This is a genomic window from Bacillus cereus group sp. MG4 (genome assembly GCF_040460055.1).
GTDB classification, from domain to species: Bacteria; Bacillota; Bacilli; order Bacillales; family Bacillaceae_G; genus Bacillus_A; species Bacillus_A wiedmannii.
The window spans coordinates 2103960-2130781 of the sequence record NZ_JARVGZ010000001.1 but is presented as its reverse complement, the minus strand read 5'-3'; the positions used below and the strand labels follow the sequence as shown (position 1 = coordinate 2130781).

Genomic DNA, 26822 nt, shown 5'->3' with positions numbered 1-26822 from the left:
ATGTCCCGTATTTCTAATTTTTTTAAAGGAGGGGCTGTCAATGGATTTGACAGTATATTACGATGGCCAATTTTTTGTTGGAATCATTACATGTAAAGAAACAGGGAAATTGTATGGAGCAAGGCATATTTTTGGAACGGAGCCGTCAGACGAAGAAGTACTTATATTTGTGAATGGTCCAATGTTAGCATATTTCCAGCACGTTGCAAAATGCGGTGTGGAAGTGAAAGAAAAACAGCGTCCAAAAAATATAAAACGTATCATACGACAAGTGGCAAAAGAAGTAAATGTAAAACGTTTTACTAAGGCACAAGAGGCAATTAGCTTATCTTATGAACTGCATAAACAAGAAAAGAAAGTGCAGTCTAAAGAGAAGCGAGAAGCTGAAAAACAAAGAAGACGTTTAATTAAAGTACAAAAAGCAAAGCAAAAGCATCGTGGCCATTAAGAAAAGGTGTTAGAGCAAGAGCTCTAACACCTTTTCTATACCCAAATACAAGTAAACTTACTTGTATTTCATAAACATTAACTGGTAAGATACAAATAGATAGTTTTAGAGGAGGGAAAAGATTGATTAATTTTAACTTTTTTATGAATGATGTTGTCCGCCAAGCACGTGAAGAGATTGTCTCTGCTGGATATACAGAATTGACGACGCCGGAAGCAGTAGAAGAAGCGTTTAAAAGAAATGGAACAACACTTGTAATGGTAAACTCTGTATGTGGTTGTGCAGGTGGTATTGCTCGTCCTGCTGCTGCGCATTCCGTACATTATGATAAACGTCCTAACCATCTTGTAACGGTGTTTGCAGGTCAAGATAAAGAAGCAACAGCAACAGCTCGTGAATATTTCGAAGGATATCCACCTTCTTCTCCATCATTCGCTTTATTAAAAGATGGAAAAATTGTAACGATGGTAGAACGTCATGAAATTGAAGGTCATGAACCAATGCAAGTTATTGCAAAACTACAATCTTATTTCGAAGAGAATTGTGAAGAACTATAAAGTGAAACTTTAATCAGTGGGGGGCATACCCCACTGATTATCAGCCCTCACCAATCGGACTTTTACTGTCCACAAATAGCGGGGTAAATATAAGCGAAAAGGCGGTACGTCCACAATGAAGTGGATGTACCGCCTTCTTTTATTTAGTGTTAAAATTTATGGGACATGCATAGTTGTGTTGTTTTATACAATATTTTATACATACAAAACGGTGTTTGTATTGATATTTTGTTTATTTTTATTTTATATATTGCATAAAAATGAAAGTGCTGATACAATACAAACATCGAATAAATATTCTATTAAACTTTTAAATATACACTATTAGGGGGAAGAAAGATGAAGAAGTTATTATCAATATCGTTTGCACTTATTTTAATTGTAAGTATGTTCAGTGCTTGTAGTAATGGGGAAGAAAAGGCTACTGGAAAAAATAAGAAAGTACTGGTTATGGGGACTTCAGCAGATTATAAACCATATGAATACGTAGAAGCCTCAAAAAGTGATGAAATTATCGGCTTTGATGTTGATGTTGCTAAATATATCGGAAAAGAACTTGGTTATGAAGTGAAAGTGAAAGATATGGATTTTGGTGGTTTATTAGCATCTCTTAGCTCAGGAAAAGTTGATTTCGTAATGGCAGGTATGACGCCAACGGCAGAGCGTAAAAATAATGTTGATTTCACAGATATATATTTTGTTGCGAAAAACATGGTCGTTTCTAAAAAGGATTCTAATATTCAATCTGTAGAGGATTTAAAAGGGAAAAAAGTAGGGGTACAAACAGGATCTATCCAAGAAGAGAAAGCAGCAGAATTTAAAAAACAAGTAGATTTCAAAGTTGAGGGACGTGACCGTATACCAGAAATCGTACAAGAAATTAAAGCTGGTCGTTTTGACGCTGCAATTATAGAAGACACAGTTGCTAAAAATTATTTAGAAAAAATGAAAGAATTACAAGGAATTGAAATTAAAGAAGCACCAGAAGAAGTAGGAGCAGCAATTGCCCTTCCGAAAAACAGTGATAAAACAGCAGAATTTAATAAAGTAATTAAAAAAATGCAAGAAAATGGAGAAATGGATAAATTAGTGAAGAAATGGTTTGGCAGCGAGAAGTAAGCTGCCTTTCACTTTTCTGTGAGGGGAATGAAAAGAATGAACTTAGATTTTTCGGCGATTACGCCTTCGATACCATATATACTAAAAGGCCTAGAAGTTACTTTGAAAATTGTAGCAGTATCAGCGTTAGTTGGGTTTATTTTAGGAACGTTATTAGCACTTTGCAAAATTGCTAGAATACGAGCATTAAATATAGCGGCAGATTTTTATACATCAATTTTCCGTGGTACACCACTTGTATTGCAATTAATGATTATTTATTTCGGTGTCCCGCAAATAATTGGTTATGAAATACCAGCATTCGTAGCAGCTGTATTAGCATTTAGCTTAAATTCAGGTGCATATATGTCAGAGGTAATTCGTGCCGGCATTCAAGCGGTTGATAAAGGACAAACAGAAGCAGCGATGGCTTTAGGGATTCCTTACGGGAAAATGATGCGAAATATCATTTTCCCTCAAGCATTAAAAAATATATTACCAGCGCTTGTGAACGAGTTTGCGACACTTACGAAAGAATCGGCTGTAGTAACAGTAATAGGAGCGACCGATTTAATGCGCCGTGCTTACATTGTAGGCGGTGAGACGTTTAAATATCTTGAACCATTACTTTTTGTTGGACTAATTTATTATATGCTAGTCATTATTCTTACATTAGTCGGGAAGGCAATTGAAGGGAGAATGAAGAAAAGTGATTAAAATTGAAAACCTTCATAAATCATTTGGAAAAAACGAAGTATTAAAAGGGATTACAACAACGATTGAAAAAGGGGAAGTAGTAGCAATTATTGGACCGTCTGGATCAGGGAAATCAACATTTTTACGTTGTATGAATGTGTTAGAAGCACCGACAAATGGTCACATTTGGATTGGAACGGAAGAAGTAACGAATCCGAAAACGAATATTATGCACGTTCGTGAAAATGTCGGAATGGTATTTCAGCATTTTCACCTATTTCCTCATATGACTGTATTAGAAAATATTACGTATGCTCCTATCAATGTAAAAGGAGTAACGAAACAAGAAGCTGACAAGAAAGCCGAGAAACTTTTAGAAAAGGTCGGTTTATTAGATAAAAAAGATACGTATCCCAATCGTCTTTCTGGAGGACAAAAGCAACGTGTAGCAATTGCGAGAGCGTTAGCGATGGAACCAGAAGTTATGTTATTTGATGAACCAACATCAGCACTAGATCCAGAGATGGTAAAAGAAGTGTTAGAAGTTATGAAATCATTAGTTACGACAGGAATGACAATGGTGATTGTTACACATGAAATGGGATTTGCAAAAGAAGTAGCAGATCGTGTGCTCTTTTTAGATGGTGGAAAGCTTGTAGAAGATAGTGCGCCAGCAGAATTTTTTGTAGCACCGAAAAGTGAACGTGCGCAACAATTTTTACAAAAAATATTGTAATATGTAATGTTTACGTGAATAATAAGTAGAAAAGGATGACATTGTGTCATCCTTTTTTTATACTAGCTGTAAATACGTTTATACATATAGGAGCAATGCTATGTTCAAAATTGGATACCGTACAGTAAAAACAGCAATAGGGACAGGTGCAGCAGTTTTTATTGCTCAGTTATTAGGATTAGAATTTTATAGTTCAGCGGGCATTTTAGTTATATTATGTGTACAAAATACGAAACGTAAATCACTTCAAGTATCGTTACATCGTTTTTTAGCTTGTGTATTATCAATGGTATTCGCGTTTTGTATTTTTGAAACAATTGGATATACACCGCTAGCCATTAGCGTGCTATTACTTACATTTATTCCGACTGCAGTTATGCTTAAAATTCAAGAAGGTATTGTCACGAGTTCAGTTATTGTGATGCATCTATATTCATTGAAACAAATTACATGGCTTATTGTTGGAAATGAAATTGCGATATTAACGATAGGAATTAGCGTGGCTTTATTAGTGAATATGTATATGCCAAGTAGTGAAAATAAGTTAAAAGAGTATCAGGATACAATAGAAAGTAATTTTAAAACAATTTTGTTTGAAATGGTCGTTTATTTAAGAAACAGAGAAAGTAGTTGGAGTGGGGCAGAACTTATTGAAACTGAAAATATGCTAAATGAAGCAAGGGAGTTATCGTTTAAGAAACTTGAGAATGCATTTATGCGAGAAGATGGCTATTACTATCGTTATTTTAATATGCGCATGCAACAATTCGAAATTTTAGAGCGGATGATACCATTAGCAGCTTCTTTATCATGGACATATGAACAAGCTGACATGATTGCGGATGTGGTTGAAAACATTGGGAATGCTATTAGCCCTGAGAGTACTGGGGTTATTTCCTTAAGACAGCTTCAAGAAATGAGAGAATTATTTAGAGACATGCCATTGCCCGTTACACGTGAAGAATTTGAGATACGTGCGAAGCTTGTTCAACTTGTATATGAAATGGAACAATATTTACTCATTAAAAGCCGTTTTAAGGGAAAGGATAATATAAAAGAACTTATATAGAAGGTAGGAATTATTATGCCGTATCTTCTCTCTTTCATATTATGTCTTTCTTTATCGCCTATTTGGCCTCTTGGTGATAATCCACGTGCCGGAGATCCTTTTATTATTGTAAATAAAGCGACGAATAAACTAGCTTATATTGACGATGGAAAGATCCAAAAGGTTTTTCCAGTAGCGACAGGGAAAACAAATGAATTAACTCCAGAGGGAACTTTTGATGTTGTAATGAAAGCGAAGGATCCGTATTATATTGCGAAGGATATTCCAGGTGGGTCACCGAAAAATCCACTTGGGTCAAGGTGGATTGGATTTAATGCAAGAGGAACTGATGGAAGTAAATATGGAATACATGGAACAAACCAACCTAGTTCAATTGGAAAGTATATTTCACAAGGATGTATAAGAATGAAGAAAAACGATGTGGAGTATTTATTTGACCGCATTCCAATTGGAACGAAAGTATGGATTGTGAAGTCGAAAAAATCATTTCAGCAATTGGCAAAACAAAAAGGAGCCATTGCATATGAAAAAGCCAACGAAAAGGTTGGCTTTTTCTACTGTAATAAGTTGTCTTGACATGTGTACATAACCATGAGTTAATGAGAGTATAGAAAGATAAAGTGAAACTTTAATCAGTGGGATGTTTTTTACCCGCGGATTATCAGCCCTCACCAATCGGGATAAAAAATTAGATAAAGGGGTTGCTCATATGTACTTGAATCCAAAAATTTCGTATATGCAATTTTTTATGGGATTTCTATTTGTTATTACATTCATATTGGCAACTTTTAATATATGTTCTTATCTTGTAGCAATTGTATGTATGGCATTACTCAATCTTACTTTTGTTATTGGAGCATTTCAGCAGAAACAATATACAAGTTTTATAACAGCACTTGTAATGTCATTTTCCTTTAGTATTGTAGCGATTGTGCTTTATATAAAATAAACCATCTCGATATCGAGATGGTTTATTTTATTATGTTATGTGTAAAAAGTAAAAAAAGGACGAACACATCGTCCTTTTTACCAAAACATACTTGCGCCAGCAAGTAATGTTGTTACAAGCATAGAAATTAGCATTACATAAATCATAACTTTTTGAGCTTTTTTATGCATCGTTAAACCTCCTTGCAAATCAGTACAATATCATTGTAACGAGAAATGATATTGTGGACAAGGGGAGAGAAGTGACAAAATTCGAGAAGTGCATGTAAAGTATAACAGGAAATTTGTATGTATGTAGAGAATATATAATTAATGATAGAGTATAAGTTTTTTGTTATGCAAGCTGAAGAATGGAGATACGATGATGAAAATATATGAAACAAATCGTTTACATTTAAGGGAAATTGATGAGTCGTATGCTGAAAAAGTTCTTCAATATTACGACAGAAATCGTGAATTTTTAAAAGCTTGGGAAGAGTATAGACCGGATGATTTTTTTACGTTAGATTATCAGAAGAAAAAGTTACAAAAGGATAGAAAAGAGTTTGCAGAAGGTAAAATCATTAGGCTTTGGATTTTTAAAAAGGGTGATGATACGAAAATAATTGGATGTATTTCATTTAATTTAATTGTTCGCGGAATTTATCAATCTTGTGTACTCGGCTATAAATTAGATAAGGCTGAGTTAAACAAAGGTTATACGACAGAAGCGCTTAGAAAAGCGATTCAAGTTGCTTTTGAGGAATTTCAGTTACATCGTATAGAAGCACCGATTATGCCACGAAATTTAGCATCTATACAAGTAGTGACGAAGATAGGCTTTCAATATGAGGGCGTGTCTAGGAAAATGTTAATGGTTAATGGAGTATGGGAAGATCATATGCGCTGGGTATTGTTAAATGAGTAATAGAAAGCAGATGGTTATCTAGACATATAAACCGTCTGTTTTTTGTCTTGTATTTCGAAACTTTTGCGAAATTCTGTTATAATTAATAGTGTTACATACATAATGGTAGTGCAGGAGGCGCAGTCTTATGATTAATCAAGAACGTTTAGTAAATGAATTTATGGAATTAGTACAAGTAGATTCTGAAACGAAATTTGAAGCAGAAATTTGCAAAGTATTAACAAAGAAATTTACAGATTTAGGTGTAGAAGTATTTGAAGATGACACAATGGCTGTTACTGGGCATGGTGCGGGTAATTTAATTTGTACATTACCTGCAACAAAAGATGGTGTTGATACAATTTACTTTACTTCTCATATGGATACAGTAGTTCCTGGTAATGGAATTAAGCCTTCTATTAAAGATGGATATATCGTATCAGATGGTACTACGATTTTAGGTGCGGATGATAAAGCAGGATTAGCATCCATGTTCGAAGCAATCCGTGTTTTAAAAGAGAAAAATATCCCTCATGGTACAATTGAATTTATTATTACAGTTGGAGAAGAATCTGGTCTTGTTGGTGCAAAAGCATTAGATCGTGAGCGCATTACAGCGAAATACGGCTATGCATTAGATAGCGATGGAAAAGTTGGTGAAATCGTTGTTGCAGCTCCAACACAAGCGAAAGTGAATGCGATTATTCGTGGGAAAACAGCTCATGCTGGTGTAGCACCAGAAAAAGGTGTATCTGCAATTACTATCGCAGCGAAAGCAATTGCGAAGATGCCACTTGGTCGTATTGATTCTGAAACTACGGCAAATATTGGACGTTTTGAAGGTGGTACACAAACAAATATCGTTTGCGATCATGTACAAATCTTTGCGGAAGCGCGTTCTTTAATCAATGAAAAAATGGAAGCACAAGTTGCGAAAATGAAAGAAGCATTTGAAACAACTGCAAAAGAAATGGGTGGTCATGCAGACGTTGAAGTAAACGTTATGTACCCAGGATTTAAATTTGCTGAGGGCGATCACGTTGTAGAAGTTGCAAAACGTGCAGCTGAAAACATTGGTCGTACACCTTCTCTTCACCAAAGTGGTGGCGGAAGTGATGCAAACGTAATTGCAGGACACGGTATTCCAACAGTTAACTTAGCGGTTGGTTATGAAGAAATTCATACAACAAACGAAAAGATTCCTGTTGAAGAATTAGCAAAAACAGCGGAATTAGTTGTCGCAATTATTGAAGAAGTAGCAAAGTAATGTAATAGAAAAAGCGTGTAAATCACAATTGATTTACACGCTTTTTATTTTGATTCGATTGCTTTTACAAGGCGGATCAGCCAATAAAAGAAAATCCATGGCAATATATAAGTTGTTGCTATATGTACTAGGCGAGGGAAGAATCCAAACGTATTAATATTAAAAATAGGAAGCAGTAAATAATTAATGGCTATGATTAATATAATCACAAGGAACGTATAGTTGAGTTTATTAGTTGACTTCATCACAATCACTCCTTTTTATAATTATATCCATTTTATGTAAATTATATCGAATATATAAAGGGAAAAGAACAAGTAATTATTATAACTATTATGCAAAATTTGATATAATGAAAGAACGAACGTTCTGATTAGGGAGTGAGTACTATGCGAGAAATGTATCCGAAAAATGGTCGTGTTATTTTGCATGTAGATATGAATTGTTTTTTCGCATCTGTTGAAATTGCTCATGACCCATCATTACAAGGGAAGCCGTTAGCAGTTGCTGGAAATGAAAAAGAAAGAAAAGGAATTATTATAACATGTAGTTATGAGGCAAGAGACTATGGAATACGTACAACAATGCCTCTTTGGGAAGCAAAAAGGTTATGCCCGCAATTAGTTGTAATGCGTCCTAATTTTACATTATATCGTGAAGCTTCATTTCAAATGTTTCAAATCCTTTCCCGTTTTACGGAAAAAATACAACCAGTCTCTATAGATGAGGGGTATTTAGATATTACAGATTGCTACGCACTCGGTTCACCTCTTGAAATAGCAAAGATGATTCAGCAGGTGTTATTAACAGAGTTACAGCTTCCGTGTAGCATCGGAATTGCTCCTAACCTTTTCCTAGCAAAAACAGCTTCTGATATGAAAAAGCCTCTCGGTATTACCGTGCTTCGAAAACGAGATATTCCAGAAATGATTTGGCCACTTCCAGTTGAAGCGATGCATGGAATTGGAGAAAAAACAGCTGAAAAATTAAATGATATTCATATACAAACAATTGAGCAGTTAGCAAAAGGGAACGAACATATCATTCGCGCTAAAATTGGGAAGCATGGTGTTGATTTACAAAGGCGGGCAAAAGGTATGGATGATAGGGAAGTTGACCCGAGTCAAATGGGACAACATAAAAGTGTCGGTAATTCGATGACTTTTTCAAAGGATATGGATGAAGAGAAAGAATTACTTGATATGTTAGAACGGCTATCAAAATCAGTGAGTAAAAGATTACAAAAGCGAACTCTTGTCAGCTATAATATTCAAATTATGATTAAATATCATGATAGGCGGACAGTAACGCGGAGTAAGCAATTGAAAAATGCGATTTGGGAAGAACGAGATATTTTTCAGGCAGCATCTCGTTTATGGAAGCAACATTGGGACGGTGATTCCGTTCGTTTACTAGGTGTTACAGCTACTGAAATAGAGTGGAAGACAGAATCGGTGAAACAATTAGATTTGTTTTCATTTGAAGAAGATGCGAAAGAAGAGCCGCTACTTGCTGTCATCGATCAAATTAATGATAAGTATGGAATGCCGATTTTACAACGAGGTAGTCAATTATTACGTAAGCAAGAAAAGTCTTTTCAGCAAAAATTAGAAAATAAGTTTATGTAGAAGGTGTCATGACGTAGTAAATATCATGACACCTTTTATTTTTACAATTAACTATGAAATTTTTTACTATAAAGTTTTTATAGAAAATAAATTGTTTCTTTTGCACTACAAGCAAAGGAATTATTAAATAAACTAAGTGAAAGGATAAATTTAGATGAGTTTGATAGAAGTATGTATAAAGATCTTGGGGCGGAATATGACGATTTGCTAAATAAGTATAAATAAAAAAGCACTGTAACCAGTGCTTTTTTATGATAAATTAAGAGATTGTAACATTTTCAAAAATAACAATTTCTGAACTGTTTGTTGTTGAAACGCGTTGTGCGTAATATGTTAAAGCTGAAGAAATATATGTTGGTAATGAATCATTTGTATGTGTTGTTGTATATTCATGGATTAATTCTTTCAAAGTCGTCCATTCTAATTGTGCTGGGTGATCAGACACGAAAGAACTTACCCAGCGATCAAATGAAGATGAAAAATCAGTTTGTAAACGAAATGCTTCTTTCATAATAAAACGCTCCCTTAAAATGTAGTATAATCATTTTAACATAAAACACGAACGATTACTAAGTTTTTTGAGTATAACGTTCGTGATATATAGTTGTCTAGATGATTGGTTATGTAAATTCGATTTGCCATTTGAAATAACATTCCGTAAGATGAAAGGTAGATTATATAAAGAGCTGGAGGAAAGAAAGTGGAATTTGTATTTTTAGGAACTGGTGCAGGTGTTCCTTCGAAAGGAAGGAACGTTTCGGCAATTGCTTTGCAATTGTTAGAAGAACGAGGACAGACTTGGTTATTTGATTGTGGCGAGGCGACGCAACATCAAATATTACATACATCAGTACGCCCACGCCGCATTGAAAAAATATTTATTACGCATTTACATGGTGATCATATTTTTGGCTTGCCTGGTTTATTAGGAAGCCGTTCATTTCAAGGAGGGACTACACCTTTAACAGTGTATGGACCAAAAGGAATTAAACAATTTATTGAAGTGGCATTATCAGTAAGTACGACACATGTAAAATATCCACTTGAAATTGTGGAGATAACAGAAGAAGGTACTGTATTTGAAGATAATGAATTTCACGTGGAAACGAAAAGATTGTCACATGGTATTGAATGTTTTGGGTATCGTATTGTAGAGAAAGATATACAAGGTGCTCTTTTAGTCGATAAATTGCTGGAGATGGGGGTGAAACCTGGCCCGCTCTTTAAACGTTTAAAAGATGGAGAAGTAGTTGAATTAGAAAATGGTACGATACTAAATGGAAAAGACTTTATTGGTCCACCTCAAAAGGGAAGAATTATTACCATTTTAGGTGATACAAGATATTGTGAAGCGAGTAGAGAGCTGGCACAAGACGCTGACGTACTTGTTCATGAAGCCACTTTTGCTGCAGAAGATGAACAACAAGCGTATGATTATTTTCATTCTACATCTAAGCAAGCTGCGAGTATTGCACTTCAGGCAAATGCAAAAAGATTAATATTGACTCATATTAGTTCTCGTTATCAAGGAGATACATATAAGGAATTATGGAAAGAGGCAAGAGAGCTATTTTCTAATACAGAAATAGCTACGGATTTGAAATCATTTCCAGTAGATAGATAATAATGGTGTGAAAAAATGGTGACGAAAGGTTGCCATTTTTTTATTTCTAAAAAAAATTTAAAATAAAACTGTTATCATTTTATGTTTATATTGGATGAAACAGAAAGTTTTAATGATGTGAAGAGATAGGATAAAAATACATAGTACCGATTGTTTAGAAAAACTGTTATATAAGTCAGACGACATACGAGTGGTACAAATAGCAAAAATGTATCGTTATTCAGAACTTTTAAAATTTATTAAAAGTAAGCGTTTTATTAAAAACAAGCTATAATGAGGGCAGATTATAATTTATTGTAGGCTACATGCGTTTTAGCCATTTGTCGTAACAAGTGGAGTTGACTAAATCGTGAGAGGGAAACATGAGAATTATAAATAAGAAGGATATTACTATTATTTGTACTAAGTCTTTTTTCACTTTTTAGCTTTAAAGCACTAAAAGGTATGAAAGCAATGGGAGTTTCACTTGTTTATGCTATCCTTGTAAGGGGTTCTGTGTTAAACTTTGGATTGCCACCAGACTTTATTCTGGATTAGCTTATATTATTTTTAAATGAAGGTAATGCTAAGTTTCTTATTTATTATCATAACTGGTATTATTTCAGGATATATTGTTTCACTGTTATTCAAAAACTATCCAATTCGTATAGCGGAACAAATTCGTCGTACTACTGGAAAAGCAACCAATTCGGTAGCTTAATAGAATAGTAAAATTTTTTTTATAGAGGTTTAGGGGGAGTTATGATGAAGTATCGCTCAGTATTTGATATTATTGGTCCAGTTATGATTGGTCCATCAAGTTCACATACAGCAGGCGCAGCAAGAATGGGGCAAGTTGCTCGCCAGCTGTTTCGTCATGAACCAGAAAGAGTAAGCATTTCATTATATGGATCATTTGCAAAGACGTATCGAGGGCATGGTACGGATGTAGCATTGATCGGTGGAATATTAGGGTTTGAAACAGATGACTTACGTATTCCAGAGGCGCTAGACATAGCAAAAGAGCGCAACATCGAAGTAGAATTCATTGAAGAAGATGCAAATGCACCTCACCCAAATACAGCGAGAATTCGTTTGTATAAAGGTGAAGAAGAAATTGAAGTTGTTGCTTGCTCAATTGGTGGCGGTAAAATTGAAGTTGTAGAATTAAACGGATTCGATCTTCAATTAACAGGCACGAGTCCAGCACTACTTATTGTAAATAACGATCGCTTCGGTGCTATTGCAGCAGTAGCTTCAATCCTTGCGAAACATGAAATTAACATTAGTACAATGAGTGTTTCTCGTAAAGAAAAAGGAAGAAGAGCGCTTATGGTTATCGAAACAGATGAATTATTAGCAGATGAAGTGATTGAAGAAATAAACGCGCAACAAAATATTTGTCAAGTAACTATTATGGAATAATTGCAGGGGGGACACACCATGTTTCGGAACGCAGCGGAACTAGTGGCGCAAGCTAAAGAACAAAATGTAAAAATCGCAGAAATTATGATTCAATGTGAAATGAAAACAAGAAGTATTTCACGTGAAGAAGTAATTGCTGGTATGGAAAAGAACTTAGTCGTGATGGAGCAAGCAGTAGAACGTGGTATTCGCGGAGTGAAATCACCAACTGGTTTAACTGGCGGAGATGCTGTAAAAGTTCAGGCGTATATGAATAGCGGAAAAGGCTTATCTGGAGATACGATTTTGGACGCGGTGAGTAAAGCTGTTGCAACAAATGAAGTAAACGCAGCGATGGGAATTATTTGTGCAACACCAACAGCAGGGTCTGCTGGAACAGTGCCAGGTGTACTGTTTGCACTGCAAGAAAAATTACAGCCGACACGCGAAGAGATGATCGAATTTTTATTTACAGCAGGAGCTTTCGGTATGGTTGTTGCGAATAATGCTTGTATTTCCGGCGCGGCAGGAGGTTGCCAAGCTGAAGTAGGTTCAGCAAGTGGAATGGCAGCAGCAGCAGCAGTTGAGATGGCTGGTGGAACACAAGATCAAGCAGCTACAGCGATGGCGATTTCATTAAAGAATATGCTTGGTTTAGTATGTGATCCTGTTGCAGGGCTTGTAGAAGTACCTTGTGTAAAACGTAATGCAGCAGGAGCTGCGAATGCGATGATTTCAGCTGATTTAGCATTAGCTGGCGTAACGAGTACAATTCCATGTGATGAAGTGATTGAGGCGATGTTTAGAATCGGACAAACGATGCCAGTAGCACTTCGTGAAACAGCTGAAGGTGGACTTGCAGCAACACCAACTGGTCGCCGTCTGCAAGAAGAGATTTTTGGGAAGACTAATAACTAAACAATATATGTTAATAAAAAAATGGGGCTCAAGTAAAATTGAGCTCCATTTTTTATTTTTCTTTTGTTAGTTGTTCTAATGTTTTCCCAAGATTATGTGATCGTTGTGTAGCCTGTGTAATACAAGAAATAAGTGCTTGTTGAAATTTATGTTCTTGTAATACTTCAATGCCTGCTTCGGTCGTTCCGCCAGGAGAAGTAATTTCCTTTCGCAAAACAGAAGGGTGTTTTTCACTTGCTTTTAGCATTTCAGCAGCACCAATCATCGTCTGAAGAATAAGTGACTTTGCAACATCTTCTTTTAAACCAATTGTTTTTGCGGCTTCTTCCATCGCTTCCACTACGTAATAAATATAAGCAGGCCCACTTCCAGATAATGCAGTGACAGCATGCATATCTTCTTCCTCTACAACAGAGACGAGACCGATTGTTTCAAATAAAGCTATGGCAGTCTGAATATGTTCCGCTGTTGCATGTTTTGAAGGCGAGATAGCAGTAGCTGATTTTAAAATAGCTGCAGATGTATTTGGCATCGCACGAATAATCGGAACATCTTTTTGAAGTAGGTTTCTAATCGAGTGAGTAGAAACACCTGCTAATAAGGAAATAATAAGCAGGTTATTATGTATATCTTCTTTAAAAGGAGTAAGTGCTTCTGCAACATCCTTTGGTTTCATTGCTAGAAAAAGAATAGTTGTATCAGTAAGTAGCTCTTTTTTATTATGCGTACCTTTGACGCCATATTTTTTATGTAGCTCCTGCAATCTTGTCTCGTTGGAACGATTACTTACGGTAATTTGTTCGCCTTTCACAACATTTGCATGTAACAAGCCACCAATAATAGCTTCAGCAATAGAGCCTGCACCGAGAAAGGAAATGTTTTGAATAGACATGATGTTCCTCCTTTAAATTTGGTTAGAAATTCTTATAAATGTACATACATTCGTTTTTTTATAGGAAACACCTCTTTTTATCTGAAAATAATGACAAATATATATAGAAGTTGTAAACTGAAGAAGTATTCATTTTTGAACCGGAAAGAGACAGGGGGGCTAAGCATGACGGCGATTCACCGAATGGAGATTCCTGTACCATTTGCTGTTGAAACTGTGAATGTGTTTTTAGTTGAGGGGGAGACATTAACATTAATTGATACAGGGACGAATACAGAAGAGGCAAGAAGTGCATTAGAAAGGCAATTAGGTACATTAGGATATGCGATAGAAGATATTAAAACAGTAGTCATTACGCATCATCATGCGGATCATTGTGGGCTTTTAAATATATTTTCTGAGAAAACGAACATTATTGGACATCCTTGGAATGAGCCTTGGATCACGCAAAATCCAGAATTTTTAAAGCGGTATCATGAGTTTTTTAGAGAGACAGCTTTGCAATTTGGTGTTCCAGCGGCATTTTTGAAAGACGAGGCGTTATTGACGACGAAGACACTTAAATATTCTTGTAATAGATCGTTAACGCATACTGTGAGAGAGGGAGATCGTATTGATTCTTTACCTGGGTTTACAGTAATCGAAACACCAGGTCATGCTTCCACTCATATTTCATTATATAGAGAATCTGATGGAATATTAATTGGCGGGGATGCTCTCATTAGCCATATTTCTTCGAATCCCATATTAGAACCACCATATGAAGGACAAACAGAAAGGGCGCGCCCGTTATTACAATATAATCAAACGTTAAAGCGTTTAAGTGAAATGAATATTCCGCGCATTTTATCAGGACATGGAGAAGATGTTCTAAATGTGAAACAACTTATTGAAACGAGATTACAAAAGCAAGAAACACGTGCGTTTAAAGTGCTTGAGTTATTAAAGGAAAAACCAATGACAGCATTTGAAGTATGTGTAAAACTATTTCCGGTATTATATAAGGAGCAATTGCCGCTTACTATTTCAGAAACTGTTGGACAATTAGATTTTTTAGCATATAATCAACAAGTGATGATTGATGAATCTTCGCAACAATTGATTTATTATGCAAAGTAGGTGACAGCAATGACGGGACGTTTACAAGACAAAGTAATCGTCATTACAGGTGCTTCTAGTGGAATTGGAGAGCAAGTTGCAATGCAAGTTGCAGAGCAGGGGGCGACTCCAGTATTAATGGCTAGAACAGAAAAGAAATTAAAAGCGTTAGCAGAGAAAATTAAAGAAACTTATAATACGCCTTGCTATTATTATGTATTAGATGTAAGTGAAGAGACGGAAGTACAATCTGTTTTTTCAAAGGTATTACAAGAAGTGGGACGTATTGATATATTAGTAAACAATGCGGGATTTGGTATTTTTAAAACGTTTGAAGATGCGTCAATGGATGAAGTGAAAGATATGTTCCAAGTAAATGTATTTGGATTAGTAGCTTGTACGAAAGCGGTACTACCTTATATGGTGAAAAGAAACGAAGGGCATATTATTAATATTGCTTCACTTGCTGGAAAAATTGCAACTCCGAAATCGAGTGCGTATGCAGCGACGAAACATGCAGTACTAGGATTTACGAATAGTTTACGCATGGAGTTGTCTAGTACAAATGTTTTCATAACAGCAATTAATCCAGGTCCAATAGATACAAACTTTTTTGAAATAGCTGATCAATCCGGTACATATGTGAAAAATATGGGACGGTATATGTTAAAACCAACATATGTAGCAGAACAAATCGTGCAATCAATGAAAACGAAAAAGCGCGAAGTAAACTTACCGAAGTGGATGGGCATTGGTCCAAAACTTTATGCTCTATTCCCAGGTTTATTTGAGCGTGTTGCAGGTAAATCATTAAGCAAAAAATAGGAGATTTCCATATGGAAATCTCCTATTTTTTTATTTTCCAGTCACATAATCGTAAACGATATCTTCAACTGCCTCGTATACATCAATTTCAGTATTTGAATGAATTATCGTTTGAATATGTTGAATTAGCATTTCCTGATCCTCATTTGACATAGGATTACATTGATATTGTTGAAAACTTTTTATGATCATTTTCTCAATTAATTTTTCATTCATGTTTTTCCCCGCCTGTATGTATACATGTATTGTTTTATCCCGCTATTTGCCGGGCAGTAAAACTTCCACCTTAAAATTCGGCTAGAGCAAAGAAGTTAGGTGGGAGATCAACGGCCCGTAAACGCCCGATTGGTGTGGGCTAATAATCAGTGGGGATGAACAAAACCCCACTGATTATAGTTTCACTTTATTGTACTTGAAGTGAAATGAAAAAACTACTATACACTGTTTCTGTATAAAAAATCGGTTGTGTATATTGTTTTTTTAGTAAAATTAAGTTTTTTAAGTTTATAAAATTTATAAATATTTAATTGACTCTATAAATATACAATATTATAATCATACTTAATTTAAAGAATCGATATGAGGAGGAGCATATGAAAGTCGCGATTATTGGAGCAACTGGGTATGGAGGTATTGAGTTAATTCGGTTATTAGAGCAACATCCATATTTTTCGATAGCATCTCTTCATTCTTTTTCGCAAGTTGGCGAGTGTATAACAAATGTATATCCGCATTTTCAAAATGTTCTTGTTCATACGTTAAAAGAAATTAATGCGGAGGAAATAAAGAAGAAAGCAGAAATTGTATTTTTAGCAACTCCAGCAGGAGTATCAGGAGAGTTAACTCCAAAATTATTAGCAGTAGGTTTAAAAGTAATTGACCTATCTGGAGACTTTCGTATGAAAGATCCTTTGATATATGAACAGTGGTATAAAAGGGCAGCTGCAAAAGAAGAAGTTCTTAGTGAAGCTGTATATGGGTTAAGTGAATGGAAAAGGTCCGAGATTCAAAATACAAATTTAATTGCAAACCCAGGATGTTTTGCTACAGCCGCATTATTAGCGATATTGCCGTTAGTACGTAGCGGCATGATTGAAGAAGATTCCATTATTATTGATGCGAAATCAGGAGTATCTGGAGCTGGCAAAACGCCAACAACAATGACTCACTTTCCTGAGTTATACGATAACTTGCACATTTATAAAGTAAATGAGCATCAACACATTCCTGAGATTGAGCAAATGCTTGCAGAGTGGAATAGGGAAACGAAGCCAATCACGTTTAGTACACATTTAATACCGATATCACGGGGGATTATGGTTACCCTTTATGCGAAAGTAAAACGAGAAATGGAAGTAGAACAACTTCAAAAATTATATGAAGAAACGTATGAACAATCGGCTTTTATTCGAATTCGCACGCAAGGAGAGTTTCCAAGTCCGAAAGAAGTGAGGGGCTCAAATTATTGTGATATGGGGATAGCTTACGATGAAAGAACAGGAAGAGTGACAGTCATTTCTGTTATAGACAATATGATGAAAGGTGCGGCTGGGCAAGCGATTCAAAATGCAAACATAGTTGCGGGACTAGAAGAAACAACAGGTTTACAACATATGCCGCTTTATCTATAAGGGGGACATGATGATTAAAGTAGAGTCTATTACAAAATTAGAAAATGGTTCAATTGTAACGCCAAAAGGCTTTTCGGCAATCGGTACTGCAAATGGTTTAAAAAAAGAACAAAGAGATTTAGGTGTGATCATTTGTGAAGTGCCAGCATCATGTGCCGCTGTCTATACAACGAATCAAATACAAGCAGCCCCGCTGCAAGTAACGAAAGACAGTATAGCAGCTGAGGGGAAATTACAAGCGATTATCGTCAATAGTGGAAATGCAAATGCTTGTACAGGAATGAAAGGATTACAAGATGCCTACGAGATGCGTGCATTAGGGGCGGAACATTTTGGAGTGAAGGAAAATTACGTTGCAGTAGCTTCAACAGGTGTAATTGGTGTTCCTTTACCGATGGATATAATCCGAAAGGGAGTTGCAAATCTTATCCCGACGAAGGAAGTAAGTGAAGCTCATTCTTTTTCTGAAGCGATTTTAACGACGGATCTTATAACGAAAGAAACGTGCTATGAGATGATGATTGATGGGAAGAAAGTGGTGCTTGCTGGTGTTGCTAAAGGTTCAGGGATGATTCATCCGAATATGGCAACGATGCTGAGTTTTATTACGACAGACGCTCATATAGAGCATGATGTATTGCAAATAGCATTATCACAAATAACGAATCATACATTTAATCAAATTACGGTGGATGGAGATACTTCTACGAATGATATGGTCATCGTTATGGCAAGTGGATTATCAGGAACGAAACCAATCAATATGGAACATGCAGATTGGGAAACTTTCGTATTTGCTTTACAGAAGGTATGTGAAGATTTAGCAAAAAAAATTGCACAAGATGGTGAAGGTGCTACGAAGTTAATAGAAGTAAATGTGCTAGGAGCTCGAACGAATGAAGAGGCAAAGAAAATTGCAAAGCAAATAGTCGGTTCGAGTCTTGTGAAAACAGCAATACATGGTGAAGACCCAAATTGGGGGCGAATTATTAGCAGTATGGGACAAAGTGAAGTAGCGATTAATCCAAATACAATTGATATTACTCTTCAATCTATCGCTGTGTTAAAAAATAGTGAACCTCAAATGTTTTCTGAAGAGGAAATGAAAAAGAAATTAAAAGAACATGAAATTATGATTGATGTGTATTTACATTTAGGAGAAGAAACCGGATCATCTTGGGGCTGTGACTTAAGCTATGAATATGTGAAAATAAACGCTTGTTATCGTACATAAGGAGAGGGAAGATGAGCGATTATATTGTAGTGAAATGCGGCGGTAGTATGTTGGATCAATTAAATGATGTGTTTTTTGATTGTATAAAGAAATTGCAACAGAAGTATAAAGTAGTGATTGTCCATGGTGGCGGCCCAGAAATTGATGCGCAATTAAAAGATTGTAACATTAAAGTAGAAAAAAGAGATGGGTTACGAGTAACACCAAAAGAAGTTATGGATATTGTTCAAATGGTGCTATGCGGAAGTACGAATAAAAAGTTTGTAATGAAGTTGCAAAGGCATAATTTACTTGCGGTAGGTTGTTCAGGGTGTGACGGCAATTTACTTCAAGTTCAACCTGTCAGCGAAGAAATAGGATATGTGGGAGAAGTAAGTTATGTCGAAACAGCCTTACTAAAAGGATTGATAAATTTGAATTATATTCCTGTTATTGCTCCAATCGGGATAAATGATAATGAGATTTATAACATAAATGCGGATACCGCTGCAGCTGGAATTGCGGCGGCGTTATCCGCAAAAGAACTCATTTTTATTACGGATGTAGATGGGATATTACATGAAGGAAAATTAGTAAAGAAAACGGATGAATTTGAAATTGTTACTTTAATAGAAAAAGGAGTTATTACAGGCGGGATGATTCCGAAAGTACAGGCGGCACTAGTGTCATTAAAAATGGGAGTGCAAAAGATAAGTATTGTGAACGGTACAAAAGATTTTACTAAAGTTACGGGAGATTGTATCGGAACGACGGTAACGAAAGGAGTAAGTATCGTATGACAAGTCATCTTTTTCAAACATATGGGAGAAGAAATATTGAGTTTGTAAAGGGAAGTGGAACGAAAGTTATTGATAAAAATGGTAAGCAATATTTAGATTTTACATCAGGAATTGGCGTATGTAATTTAGGACATTGTCACCCTACTGTTATGAAAGCTGTACAAGAGCAACTTCATGATATATGGCATATATCTAACCTGTTTACAAACAGCTTACAAGAAGAAGTCGCGTCATTATTAACAGAAAATATAGCATTAGATTCTGTTTTTTTCTGTAATAGCGGGGCAGAGGCGAATGAGGCTGCGTTGAAGCTGGCTCGTAAGCATACTGGAAAATCTCTCGTCGTAACATGCCAGCAGTCTTTTCACGGTAGAACATTCGCAACGATGAGTGCGACGGGGCAAAATAAAGTGAAGGAAGGATTTGGTCCACTCCTTCCGTCATTTTTACATATCCCTTTTAACGACGTGAAGGTGTTAGAGGAAGTAATGAATGAAGAAGTCGCGGCGGTAATGGTAGAAGTTGTTCAAGGAGAGGGAGGAGTCATACCTGCTAATCTATCTTTTTTGGAAGAGATTGAAACATTATGTAATAAGTTCGGCTCCTTATTTATTATAGACGAAGTACAAACGGGGATAGGAAGAACAGGAACACTATTTGCTTACGAACAAATGGGAATAAAACCTGATATCGTTACCGTTGCAAAGGCACTAGGAAATGGTATTCCTGTTGGAGCGATGATCGGCCGTAAGGAACTCGGAACGTCGTTCACTGCAGGATCACACGGTTCAACGTTTGGCGGGAATTATATTGCGATGGCTGCAGCGAAAGAAGTATTGCAAGTAAGTAAGAGACCATCGTTTTTAAAAGAAGTAAAGGAAAAGGGCGAATACGTATTAGAGAAGCTGCGAGAGGAATTACGACATGTCGACTGTATTCAAAATATACGTGGTAAGGGGCTTATGATTGGGATTGAGTGTAAGCATGAAGTTGCAAGTTTTATAGAACAACTAGAAAAAGAGGGACTTCTCGTATTACAAGCAGGGCCTAATGTTATAAGACTATTACCGCCACTCATTGTAACGAATGAAGAGTTAGAACAGGCAGTATATATGATAAAAAAAGTAGTTTGTACAAAAAACGTATCAATCATATAAGGGGGAAATTCCATGTCAACTGTACAAGTACCGAAATTAAATACGAAAGATCTGTTAACATTAGAAGAACTGACACAAGAAGAAATCATTTCTTTAATTGAGTTCGCTATATATTTAAAAAAGAATAAGCAAGAGCCTTTATTACAAGGAAAAATATTAGGGCTTATCTTTGATAAACATTCAACTCGTACTCGCGTATCTTTTGAAGCAGGAATGGTACAGCTTGGGGGACATGGCATGTTTTTAAGTGGGAAAGAGATGCAAATTGGAAGAGGAGAGACCGTTTCAGATACTGCGAAAGTATTATCTCATTATATTGACGGGATCATGATACGTACATTCTCACATGCCGATGTAGAAGAGCTTGCAAAAGAATCGAGCATTCCTGTTATTAATGGATTAACGGACGATCACCATCCTTGTCAGGCGTTGGCAGATTTAATGACAATATATGAAGAAATAAATACATTTAAAGGAATAAAACTGGCTTATGTAGGTGATGGGAATAACGTATGTCATTCATTGTTGTTAGGGAGTGCGAAAGTTGGAATGAATATGACTGTTGCAACGCCTGTAGGGTATGAACCGAATGAGGAAATTGTAAAAAAAGCGTTAACGATTGCTGAAGAAACAGGAGCTGAAATTGAAATTTTGCATAACGCTGAATTAGCAGTGAGTAAAGCAGATTTCATTTATACTGACGTTTGGATGAGCATGGGGCAAGAGGGAGAAGAAGAGAAATATACTTTATTTCAACCGTACCAAATTAATACCGAACTTGTTATGCATGCGAAGCAAACGTATCGTTTCTTACACTGTTTACCTGCCCATCGTGAAGAGGAAGTAACAGGAGAAATTATAGATGGACCGCAGTCTATCGTATTTGAGCAAGCGGGTAATCGATTGCATGCGCAAAAAGCATTATTAGTAAGCTTATTTAAAAATGTAGAAGAGCCTTCCTAAATGATGTGCACCCCAATTGTTAAGCACGAATAACAATTGGGGTGTGCTTTTTATATTGAAATGTCGTATGTATATTTGGTTAACCATTTTGATATCATTTATAATGAAAGAGAAAATGAAATTTGTTTTTCAGAGTGTGTAAGGGCATACTAGGTATAAAATATAGTTAAAGAGATGATGAGGGTGAAAACAACTAAGAAAACATATTCGTTTTTCCAGCGGATGTGGAGAATATTAAAGTTTCAATATTATAAGTTTCTTCGATCACCAGAAGGAGCGAAGAAAGTATCATTAGGTTTTGCGATTGGTTTTGGCTTAGAGATGTTGGTCATATATACGGCATCGCTCATATATATAATATTTTATCCGATCGTTCGATTAGCAAAGGGATCTTTTCCTGCTGCGGTTATTGGCAATATTATTGGGAAAATATCGTTTCTACCGATATTTTTATTTCCATTTGCTTATGCGTTAGGAAAAATGATATATCCATTTCATGTGCAAAAAATACATCATGAACCATTTACGATATCTGACTTGTTTTCGAGTCATATTTTTACAATGTTAAAGAGCTTGTTACAGAGTGAAGTGTATGTATTAATTGGAATGACGATTTTAGGAGTTGTGTTTGGAGGGATTTCATATTTCGTTGTGCATTATTTATATGAAAAGAACCGTAAGCTCCGCTTGAAGAACAGAAAGAAACGAGTGAGAGAACCACTCGTGCAAATATAAAGAGTGTCACATTCATTTTCTCCTTTGAATATGTTTAAGAAAAAGGGGGAGAGAATGAATGTATTATTATTATTACGTACCGCAAGTATACCCATATGTAAATTATTATCCGGTTTATGATATGAGTAGACAATACGAATTATATCGACAACAACAATTACAGCAATTACCACAAATACCACAACAACAGCCTAAGCAAGAACAAAAACCATATTTAACGACATGGCCATATTCAAATGTGTACTATGGTAATTATTACGAATCATAAAGCTGCTTCTATGTAGAAGCAGCTTTATGCGTTTGTTTTCAAAATTAAATTTTGAATGGTTTGAAGAGAGTGAATGAGCTTTTCGCGCTCTTCCTCAGATAATGTTTGGAAATTTTCTTTTAATTTGTCTAAAATGAATTGTTGATACTGATTTACTAACAATTTCCCTTCAACTGTTAGGGAAATTAAAATGACCCGTCGATCTTTTTCGCTATAATGACGCTCTATTAGTTCTTCTTGAATCAGTTTGTTTAATAGAGGTGTCATGTTAGGCCGTGAAATCGCTAGCCGCTTGCCGATTTCGGAAACTGCTAATGTGCCATTTTCATGCAGAAGCAGCAATACTTGTGTATGTGATGGCGGCATATGTCTTTGAGAAGAAAATTCTCCAGGAAGCATAAATTTGCGATAAAAAAGAGGCACTAGCGAAAGAAGATGATCAACAATACGTTCCCACTCGCGTGATTCCATATAAAGGCCCCCTTCCACTATCATTGTAACAAAAAAGACATGTTATAAAAATAGAATTGTTTCATGGAAATTTTAATATTTGTAGGCCAACACTTTTTTTGTAAATGAATCGGCAATAATCGCGTAGCCATCATCATTTGGGTGCACTTGGTCAAAGAGTAAATCTTTTTTATCATTTGATATTAATTTACGAATTGGTAAAACGATAGAAGGTTGATTTGCTTTTGAAATGGAATAAACGGATTCATTCCATCCATCTAAAAACATATCTGCATAACTGGCGATGGAGTCATCGAGTTGTAACGGATTATAGAGTTCTGAGAGAATGAGTAAAGCGTTCGGATTTTGATCTCGAACTGTCTTTACAATATTTTTTATATCCGCTTCAAAATGAGCTTTTTCTTTATTTAACATTTTAATACCATCTATAACACCGACATCACGATTTAAACGGAATAAATTATTTCCTCCAATATTAATTGTAATGATATTTGCTGCTCTAATTTTTTGCTTTACATCTTCTGATTGCACTTTTTTAGCGAGACGACCTGTTGTAAGACCGTTTATCCCAAGGTTTTCTACTGTAATTGGCTTATGAATTTGTGCTTCTATTTGCCTAGAAGCTAATTCAGCAAATCCCCCTTGTGTCGATCCATATCCTTTGGCGAGTGAATCACCTAGTACGAGATGATAAAAGGAATCGTTTGTTTGCTTATCAATCCAACTTGGAGTAGATATTTTTTCTGTGTTTTCTTCGGGTTCATTTTGTTTTGTCTCATCGTTCTTTTCAAAATAAGAATAAGAAATGATTAGAAGGAGGAGACAAACAATTGTTAAGATGACTTTTTTCATATATTCATCCTCCTTGTAATTGGTAATTGTATCATATTCAGCAGTATTAACAATGTAAGGGCATATTATATGTTTATGAAAAGTTTACAACAACTTTACAGAAAATTTGTAGAAGTATGTCAAAAAATATTGACGATATGAAAGTACATTATATATGATAATGTCAGATAAGGTGAAATTTTAATGAGTAGGGCTTTATTTCCCACTAATTAAAGTTTCACTAATCGGGCGTTTAAGGGGACTACTCATTAGCGCAGGATGAAATGAAAATCTTGTCTCTAATAGAAGAAAAAAGGTATGTGGTTAGAGGCAAATAGAGGTTTATTTCATTATTTTTGGTAATTGTATAAGGGGGATTTTTTGTGAAAAAGTCAAAAAAAATGCTAGCTGGAGCAACTCTTGCTATAGGTGTAATAGCGCCGCAAGTATTGCCAACAACAGCTCATGCGGAGGAGCAAACTGGGGAGAGTACGGTTAACTTACGAATTCTAGAAACATCAGATATTCACGTTAACTTAATGAATTACGATTATTATCAAACGAAAACAGATAATAAAGTAGGTCTTGTGCAAACGGCAACACTCGTTAATAAAGCACGTGAAGAAGCGAAGAACTCTGTCCTATTTGATGATGGGGATGCATTGCAAGGGACACCACTTGGAGATTATGTAGCAAATAAAATAAATGATCCGAAGAAGCCTGTGGATCCTAGTTATACACATCCATTATATCGTTTAATGAATTTAATGAAGTATGACGTCATCTCTCTTGGGAATCATGAATTTAACTACGGTTTAGACTATTTAAACAAAGTAATTAGTAAAACAGAGTTCCCGGTTATTAACTCGAACGTCTATAAAGATGATAAAGATACTAATGAAGAGAACGACCAAAATTACTTTAAACCATATCATGTTTTTGAAAAAGAAGTAGAAGATGAATCAGGACAAAAACAAAAAGTGAAAATTGGCGTAATGGGATTTGTTCCACCTCAAGTTATGAACTGGGATAAAGCAAATTTAGAAGGAAAAGTGAAAGCGAAAGATATAGTTGAAACAGCGAAGAAAATGGTGCCAAAAATGAAAGCAGAAGGTGCAGATGTTATCGTTGCACTAGCGCATTCGGGCGTTGATAAGAGTGGATACAACGTTGGTATGGAAAACGCGTCGTATTATTTAACAGAAGTTTCTGGTGTAGATGCAGTATTAATGGGACATTCACATACTGAAGTGAAGGATGTATTTAATGGTGTTCCAGTTGTAATGCCTGGTGTCTTTGGAAGTAACTTAGGTATTATTGATATGCAATTGAAAAAGGTAAACGGAAAATGGGAAATACAAAAAGAGCAATCGAAGCCGCAACTTCGTCCGATTGCTGATAGTAAAGGGAATCCATTAGTACAATCCGATCAACAATTAGTTAATGAAATTAAAGATGATCATCAAGCGACAATTGATTATGTCAATACAGCTGTAGGAAAAACGACAGCGCCAATTAATAGTTATTTCTCATTAGTACAAGATGATCCTTCTGTACAACTTGTAACAAATGCACAAAAATGGTATGTAGAAAAGTTATTTGCTGAAAATGGACAGTATAGCAAATATAAAGGAATTCCAGTTTTATCTGCAGGCGCACCATTTAAAGCAGGTGGCCGAAACGGTGCTACATATTATACGGATATTCCAGCTGGAACGTTAGCAATTAAAAACGTGGCAGATTTATATGTATATCCAAATACGTTATATGCTGTAAAAGTAAATGGGGCACAAGTGAAAGAATGGCTTGAAATGTCTGCAGGGCAGTTTAATCAAATCGATCCAAAGAAAACAGAAGAACAACCATTAGTAAATATAGGCTATCCTACATATAACTTCGATATTTTAGATGGCTTAAAATACGAAATTGATGTAACACAACCAGCGAAATACGATAAAGATGGAAAAGTTGTAAATGCAAATACGAATCGTATTATAAATATGACATATGAAGGTAAGCCAGTAGCTGACAATCAAGAGTTCATCGTCGCTACAAATAACTATCGCGGAAGTAGCCAAACGTTCCCAGGTGTAAGTAAAGGAGAAGTTGTATACCAATCACAAGATGAAACACGTCAAATCATTGTGAAGTATATGCAAGAAACACCAGTTATTAATCCAGCAGCAGATAAAAATTGGACGTTTAAACCGATTGTTGCAGATAAATTAAATACAACATTCGATTCTTCACCAAATGCACAAAAGTATATAAAGAAAGATGGGAAAATATCATATGTTGGACCATCTGAAAATGAATTTGCTAAATATGCAATTGATATAACGAAGAAGAACGATGATGATAAGGAAACTGGTGGAGAGAATCCAACGACACCGCCAACAGGTAATGGAGAAAACTCAACACCACCAACAGAAGAAGGTAGTAATGGTAATGAACCAAAGCAAGATGGAAACACTACTGGATCTGGACAAACTACAACAGATGATCAAAATACAAAAGAAACAACAACAACTGTAAGTGAAAATAAAGAAGCTGAAAAAGATGAACGTGATTTACCGAAAACAGGTACAAGTGTTGCTTCTACAATTGGAGCAGGCTTGGCGTTTGTTGGAGCGGGATTACTTCTGTTATTTAGAAGAAAGAAAGCAAATAGATAGTGGAG

Annotated in this window: 31 protein-coding genes; 24 read left to right on the top strand and 7 right to left on the bottom strand. The window is 35.6% G+C overall.

What is annotated here, in order from left to right; all coding sequences use genetic code 11:
• Window positions 1-40 precede the first annotated feature (40 nt).
• The 8 genes from QCI41_RS11155 to QCI41_RS11120 all read left to right on the top strand — a co-directional run bounded on the left by QCI41_RS11155 (window position 41) and on the right by QCI41_RS11120 (window position 5553).
• A complete protein-coding gene (locus tag QCI41_RS11155) occupies window positions 41-448 on the top strand; it encodes a YjdF family protein (protein WP_353837461.1) in 408 nt (135 codons plus the stop codon).
• A 143-nt stretch (window positions 449-591) separates the two neighbouring features.
• Entirely contained in the window at window positions 592-1005 is a 414-nt protein-coding gene (locus tag QCI41_RS11150) for a BrxA/BrxB family bacilliredoxin (protein ID WP_002008492.1), read from the top strand.
• Between the two features lie 339 nt (window positions 1006-1344).
• Window positions 1345-2124 (top strand): transporter substrate-binding domain-containing protein, encoded by a 780-nt coding sequence (locus QCI41_RS11145; RefSeq protein ID WP_000735475.1) that lies wholly within the window; start codon window positions 1345-1347, stop codon window positions 2122-2124.
• A gap of 36 nt (window positions 2125-2160) precedes the next feature.
• The gene (locus QCI41_RS11140) at window positions 2161-2820 is read left to right on the top strand and encodes an amino acid ABC transporter permease (RefSeq protein WP_001046922.1); all 660 of its coding nucleotides are present in this window, start codon (window positions 2161-2163) and stop codon (window positions 2818-2820) included.
• Window positions 2813-3535, top strand: a complete 723-nt coding sequence (locus QCI41_RS11135) for an amino acid ABC transporter ATP-binding protein (RefSeq protein WP_000590214.1) — start codon at window positions 2813-2815, stop codon at window positions 3533-3535. The genes QCI41_RS11140 and QCI41_RS11135 overlap by 8 nt, the downstream gene beginning before the upstream one ends.
• A 100-nt stretch (window positions 3536-3635) precedes the next feature.
• The gene (locus QCI41_RS11130; protein ID WP_353837462.1) at window positions 3636-4604 is read left to right on the top strand and encodes an aromatic acid exporter family protein; all 969 of its coding nucleotides are present in this window, start codon (window positions 3636-3638) and stop codon (window positions 4602-4604) included.
• A gap of 15 nt (window positions 4605-4619) precedes the next feature.
• The gene (locus tag QCI41_RS11125; protein WP_001146549.1) at window positions 4620-5180 is read left to right on the top strand and encodes a L,D-transpeptidase; all 561 of its coding nucleotides are present in this window, start codon (window positions 4620-4622) and stop codon (window positions 5178-5180) included.
• Between the two features lie 133 nt (window positions 5181-5313).
• Window positions 5314-5553 carry a DUF3894 domain-containing protein gene (locus tag QCI41_RS11120; RefSeq protein WP_000281162.1) on the top strand — a complete coding sequence of 80 codons (240 nt, stop codon included), beginning with the start codon at window positions 5314-5316 and terminating at the stop codon, window positions 5551-5553.
• A 77-nt stretch (window positions 5554-5630) separates the two neighbouring features.
• On the opposite strand, the gene prli42 is transcribed toward QCI41_RS11120, so the two are convergent.
• Entirely contained in the window at window positions 5631-5723 is a 93-nt protein-coding gene (prli42, locus tag QCI41_RS11115) for a stressosome-associated protein Prli42 (RefSeq protein ID WP_000549038.1), read from the bottom strand.
• A gap of 190 nt (window positions 5724-5913) precedes the next feature.
• Between prli42 and QCI41_RS11110 the strand changes: the two genes are divergently transcribed.
• Both QCI41_RS11110 and QCI41_RS11105 read left to right on the top strand, forming a co-directional pair.
• Entirely contained in the window at window positions 5914-6459 is a 546-nt protein-coding gene (locus QCI41_RS11110; RefSeq protein WP_002008488.1) for a GNAT family N-acetyltransferase, read from the top strand.
• A 127-nt stretch (window positions 6460-6586) separates the two neighbouring features.
• Window positions 6587-7705, top strand: a complete 1119-nt coding sequence (locus QCI41_RS11105; RefSeq protein ID WP_046957504.1) for a tripeptidase T — start codon at window positions 6587-6589, stop codon at window positions 7703-7705.
• A 44-nt stretch (window positions 7706-7749) separates the two neighbouring features.
• On the opposite strand, the gene QCI41_RS11100 is transcribed toward QCI41_RS11105, so the two are convergent.
• A complete protein-coding gene (locus QCI41_RS11100; protein ID WP_353837463.1) occupies window positions 7750-7950 on the bottom strand; it encodes a hypothetical protein in 201 nt (66 codons plus the stop codon).
• Window positions 7951-8094: 144 nt separating this feature from the next.
• On the opposite strand from QCI41_RS11100, the gene QCI41_RS11095 reads away from it, so the two are divergent.
• A complete protein-coding gene (locus QCI41_RS11095) occupies window positions 8095-9333 on the top strand; it encodes a DNA polymerase IV (RefSeq protein ID WP_001208849.1) in 1239 nt (412 codons plus the stop codon).
• 259 nt (window positions 9334-9592) lie between these two features.
• Here the strand turns inward: QCI41_RS11095 and QCI41_RS11090 are convergent, their stop codons facing one another.
• Entirely contained in the window at window positions 9593-9844 is a 252-nt protein-coding gene (locus tag QCI41_RS11090; RefSeq protein ID WP_000656497.1) for a DUF3932 family protein, read from the bottom strand.
• 189 nt (window positions 9845-10033) lie between these two features.
• On the opposite strand from QCI41_RS11090, the gene rnz reads away from it, so the two are divergent.
• From rnz to sdaAA, 3 genes are all read left to right on the top strand, one after another.
• Window positions 10034-10957 (top strand): ribonuclease Z, encoded by a 924-nt coding sequence (gene rnz / locus QCI41_RS11085; RefSeq protein WP_000397451.1) that lies wholly within the window; start codon window positions 10034-10036, stop codon window positions 10955-10957.
• 744 nt (window positions 10958-11701) lie between these two features.
• On the top strand, window positions 11702-12361 hold the full coding sequence (sdaAB, locus tag QCI41_RS11080) for an L-serine ammonia-lyase, iron-sulfur-dependent subunit beta (RefSeq protein WP_000877443.1): 660 nt from the start codon (window positions 11702-11704) through the stop codon (window positions 12359-12361).
• Window positions 12362-12379: 18 nt separating this feature from the next.
• On the top strand, window positions 12380-13258 hold the full coding sequence (gene sdaAA, locus QCI41_RS11075) for an L-serine ammonia-lyase, iron-sulfur-dependent, subunit alpha (protein WP_000489470.1): 879 nt from the start codon (window positions 12380-12382) through the stop codon (window positions 13256-13258).
• 52 nt (window positions 13259-13310) lie between these two features.
• Here the strand turns inward: sdaAA and proI are convergent, their stop codons facing one another.
• Window positions 13311-14150: a pyrroline-5-carboxylate reductase ProI gene (gene proI, locus QCI41_RS11070; RefSeq protein WP_000027261.1), complete on the bottom strand. Its 840-nt coding sequence runs from the start codon at window positions 14148-14150 to the stop codon at window positions 13311-13313.
• Between the two features lie 165 nt (window positions 14151-14315).
• Here proI and QCI41_RS11065 point away from each other — a divergent pair, with 165 nt between their 5' ends.
• Together QCI41_RS11065 and QCI41_RS11060 are read left to right on the top strand one after the other, a co-directional pair.
• Window positions 14316-15269, top strand: coding sequence for an MBL fold metallo-hydrolase (locus QCI41_RS11065; protein WP_353837464.1), 954 nt, complete (start codon window positions 14316-14318; stop codon window positions 15267-15269).
• Between the two features lie 9 nt (window positions 15270-15278).
• Complete coding sequence (locus QCI41_RS11060; RefSeq protein WP_353837465.1) at window positions 15279-16073, top strand: SDR family oxidoreductase; 795 nt, start codon at window positions 15279-15281, stop codon at window positions 16071-16073.
• Between the two features lie 30 nt (window positions 16074-16103).
• Here the strand turns inward: QCI41_RS11060 and QCI41_RS11055 are convergent, their stop codons facing one another.
• Window positions 16104-16289: a YqzH family protein gene (locus QCI41_RS11055; protein ID WP_353837466.1), complete on the bottom strand. Its 186-nt coding sequence runs from the start codon at window positions 16287-16289 to the stop codon at window positions 16104-16106.
• Between the two features lie 377 nt (window positions 16290-16666).
• Between QCI41_RS11055 and argC the strand changes: the two genes are divergently transcribed.
• The 7 genes from argC to QCI41_RS11020 all read left to right on the top strand — a co-directional run bounded on the left by argC (window position 16667) and on the right by QCI41_RS11020 (window position 22840).
• Complete coding sequence (argC, locus tag QCI41_RS11050; protein WP_353837467.1) at window positions 16667-17704, top strand: N-acetyl-gamma-glutamyl-phosphate reductase; 1038 nt, start codon at window positions 16667-16669, stop codon at window positions 17702-17704.
• 10 nt (window positions 17705-17714) lie between these two features.
• Entirely contained in the window at window positions 17715-18938 is a 1224-nt protein-coding gene (gene argJ / locus QCI41_RS11045; RefSeq protein WP_353837468.1) for a bifunctional glutamate N-acetyltransferase/amino-acid acetyltransferase ArgJ, read from the top strand.
• Window positions 18939-18949: 11 nt separating this feature from the next.
• Window positions 18950-19717: an acetylglutamate kinase gene (gene argB, locus QCI41_RS11040; protein WP_353837469.1), complete on the top strand. Its 768-nt coding sequence runs from the start codon at window positions 18950-18952 to the stop codon at window positions 19715-19717.
• Complete coding sequence (locus tag QCI41_RS11035; RefSeq protein ID WP_353837470.1) at window positions 19714-20874, top strand: acetylornithine transaminase; 1161 nt, start codon at window positions 19714-19716, stop codon at window positions 20872-20874. The genes argB and QCI41_RS11035 overlap by 4 nt, the downstream gene beginning before the upstream one ends.
• 12 nt (window positions 20875-20886) lie before the next feature.
• The gene (gene argF / locus QCI41_RS11030) at window positions 20887-21837 is read left to right on the top strand and encodes an ornithine carbamoyltransferase (protein WP_353837471.1); all 951 of its coding nucleotides are present in this window, start codon (window positions 20887-20889) and stop codon (window positions 21835-21837) included.
• Between the two features lie 174 nt (window positions 21838-22011).
• The gene (locus QCI41_RS11025) at window positions 22012-22572 is read left to right on the top strand and encodes a DUF2062 domain-containing protein (RefSeq protein WP_353837472.1); all 561 of its coding nucleotides are present in this window, start codon (window positions 22012-22014) and stop codon (window positions 22570-22572) included.
• Window positions 22573-22630: 58 nt separating this feature from the next.
• Window positions 22631-22840: a hypothetical protein gene (locus tag QCI41_RS11020; protein WP_353837473.1), complete on the top strand. Its 210-nt coding sequence runs from the start codon at window positions 22631-22633 to the stop codon at window positions 22838-22840.
• A 24-nt stretch (window positions 22841-22864) separates the two neighbouring features.
• On the opposite strand, the gene QCI41_RS11015 is transcribed toward QCI41_RS11020, so the two are convergent.
• Together QCI41_RS11015 and QCI41_RS11010 are read right to left on the bottom strand one after the other, a co-directional pair.
• Complete coding sequence (locus QCI41_RS11015; protein WP_000445824.1) at window positions 22865-23311, bottom strand: MarR family winged helix-turn-helix transcriptional regulator; 447 nt, start codon at window positions 23309-23311, stop codon at window positions 22865-22867.
• A 72-nt stretch (window positions 23312-23383) separates the two neighbouring features.
• Window positions 23384-24163 carry a GDSL-type esterase/lipase family protein gene (locus QCI41_RS11010; RefSeq protein ID WP_353837474.1) on the bottom strand — a complete coding sequence of 260 codons (780 nt, stop codon included), beginning with the start codon at window positions 24161-24163 and terminating at the stop codon, window positions 23384-23386.
• Between the two features lie 362 nt (window positions 24164-24525).
• On the opposite strand from QCI41_RS11010, the gene cpdB reads away from it, so the two are divergent.
• Window positions 24526-26817: a bifunctional 2',3'-cyclic-nucleotide 2'-phosphodiesterase/3'-nucleotidase gene (cpdB, locus tag QCI41_RS11005; protein WP_353837475.1), complete on the top strand. Its 2292-nt coding sequence runs from the start codon at window positions 24526-24528 to the stop codon at window positions 26815-26817.
• Window positions 26818-26822: the final 5 nt, after the last annotated feature.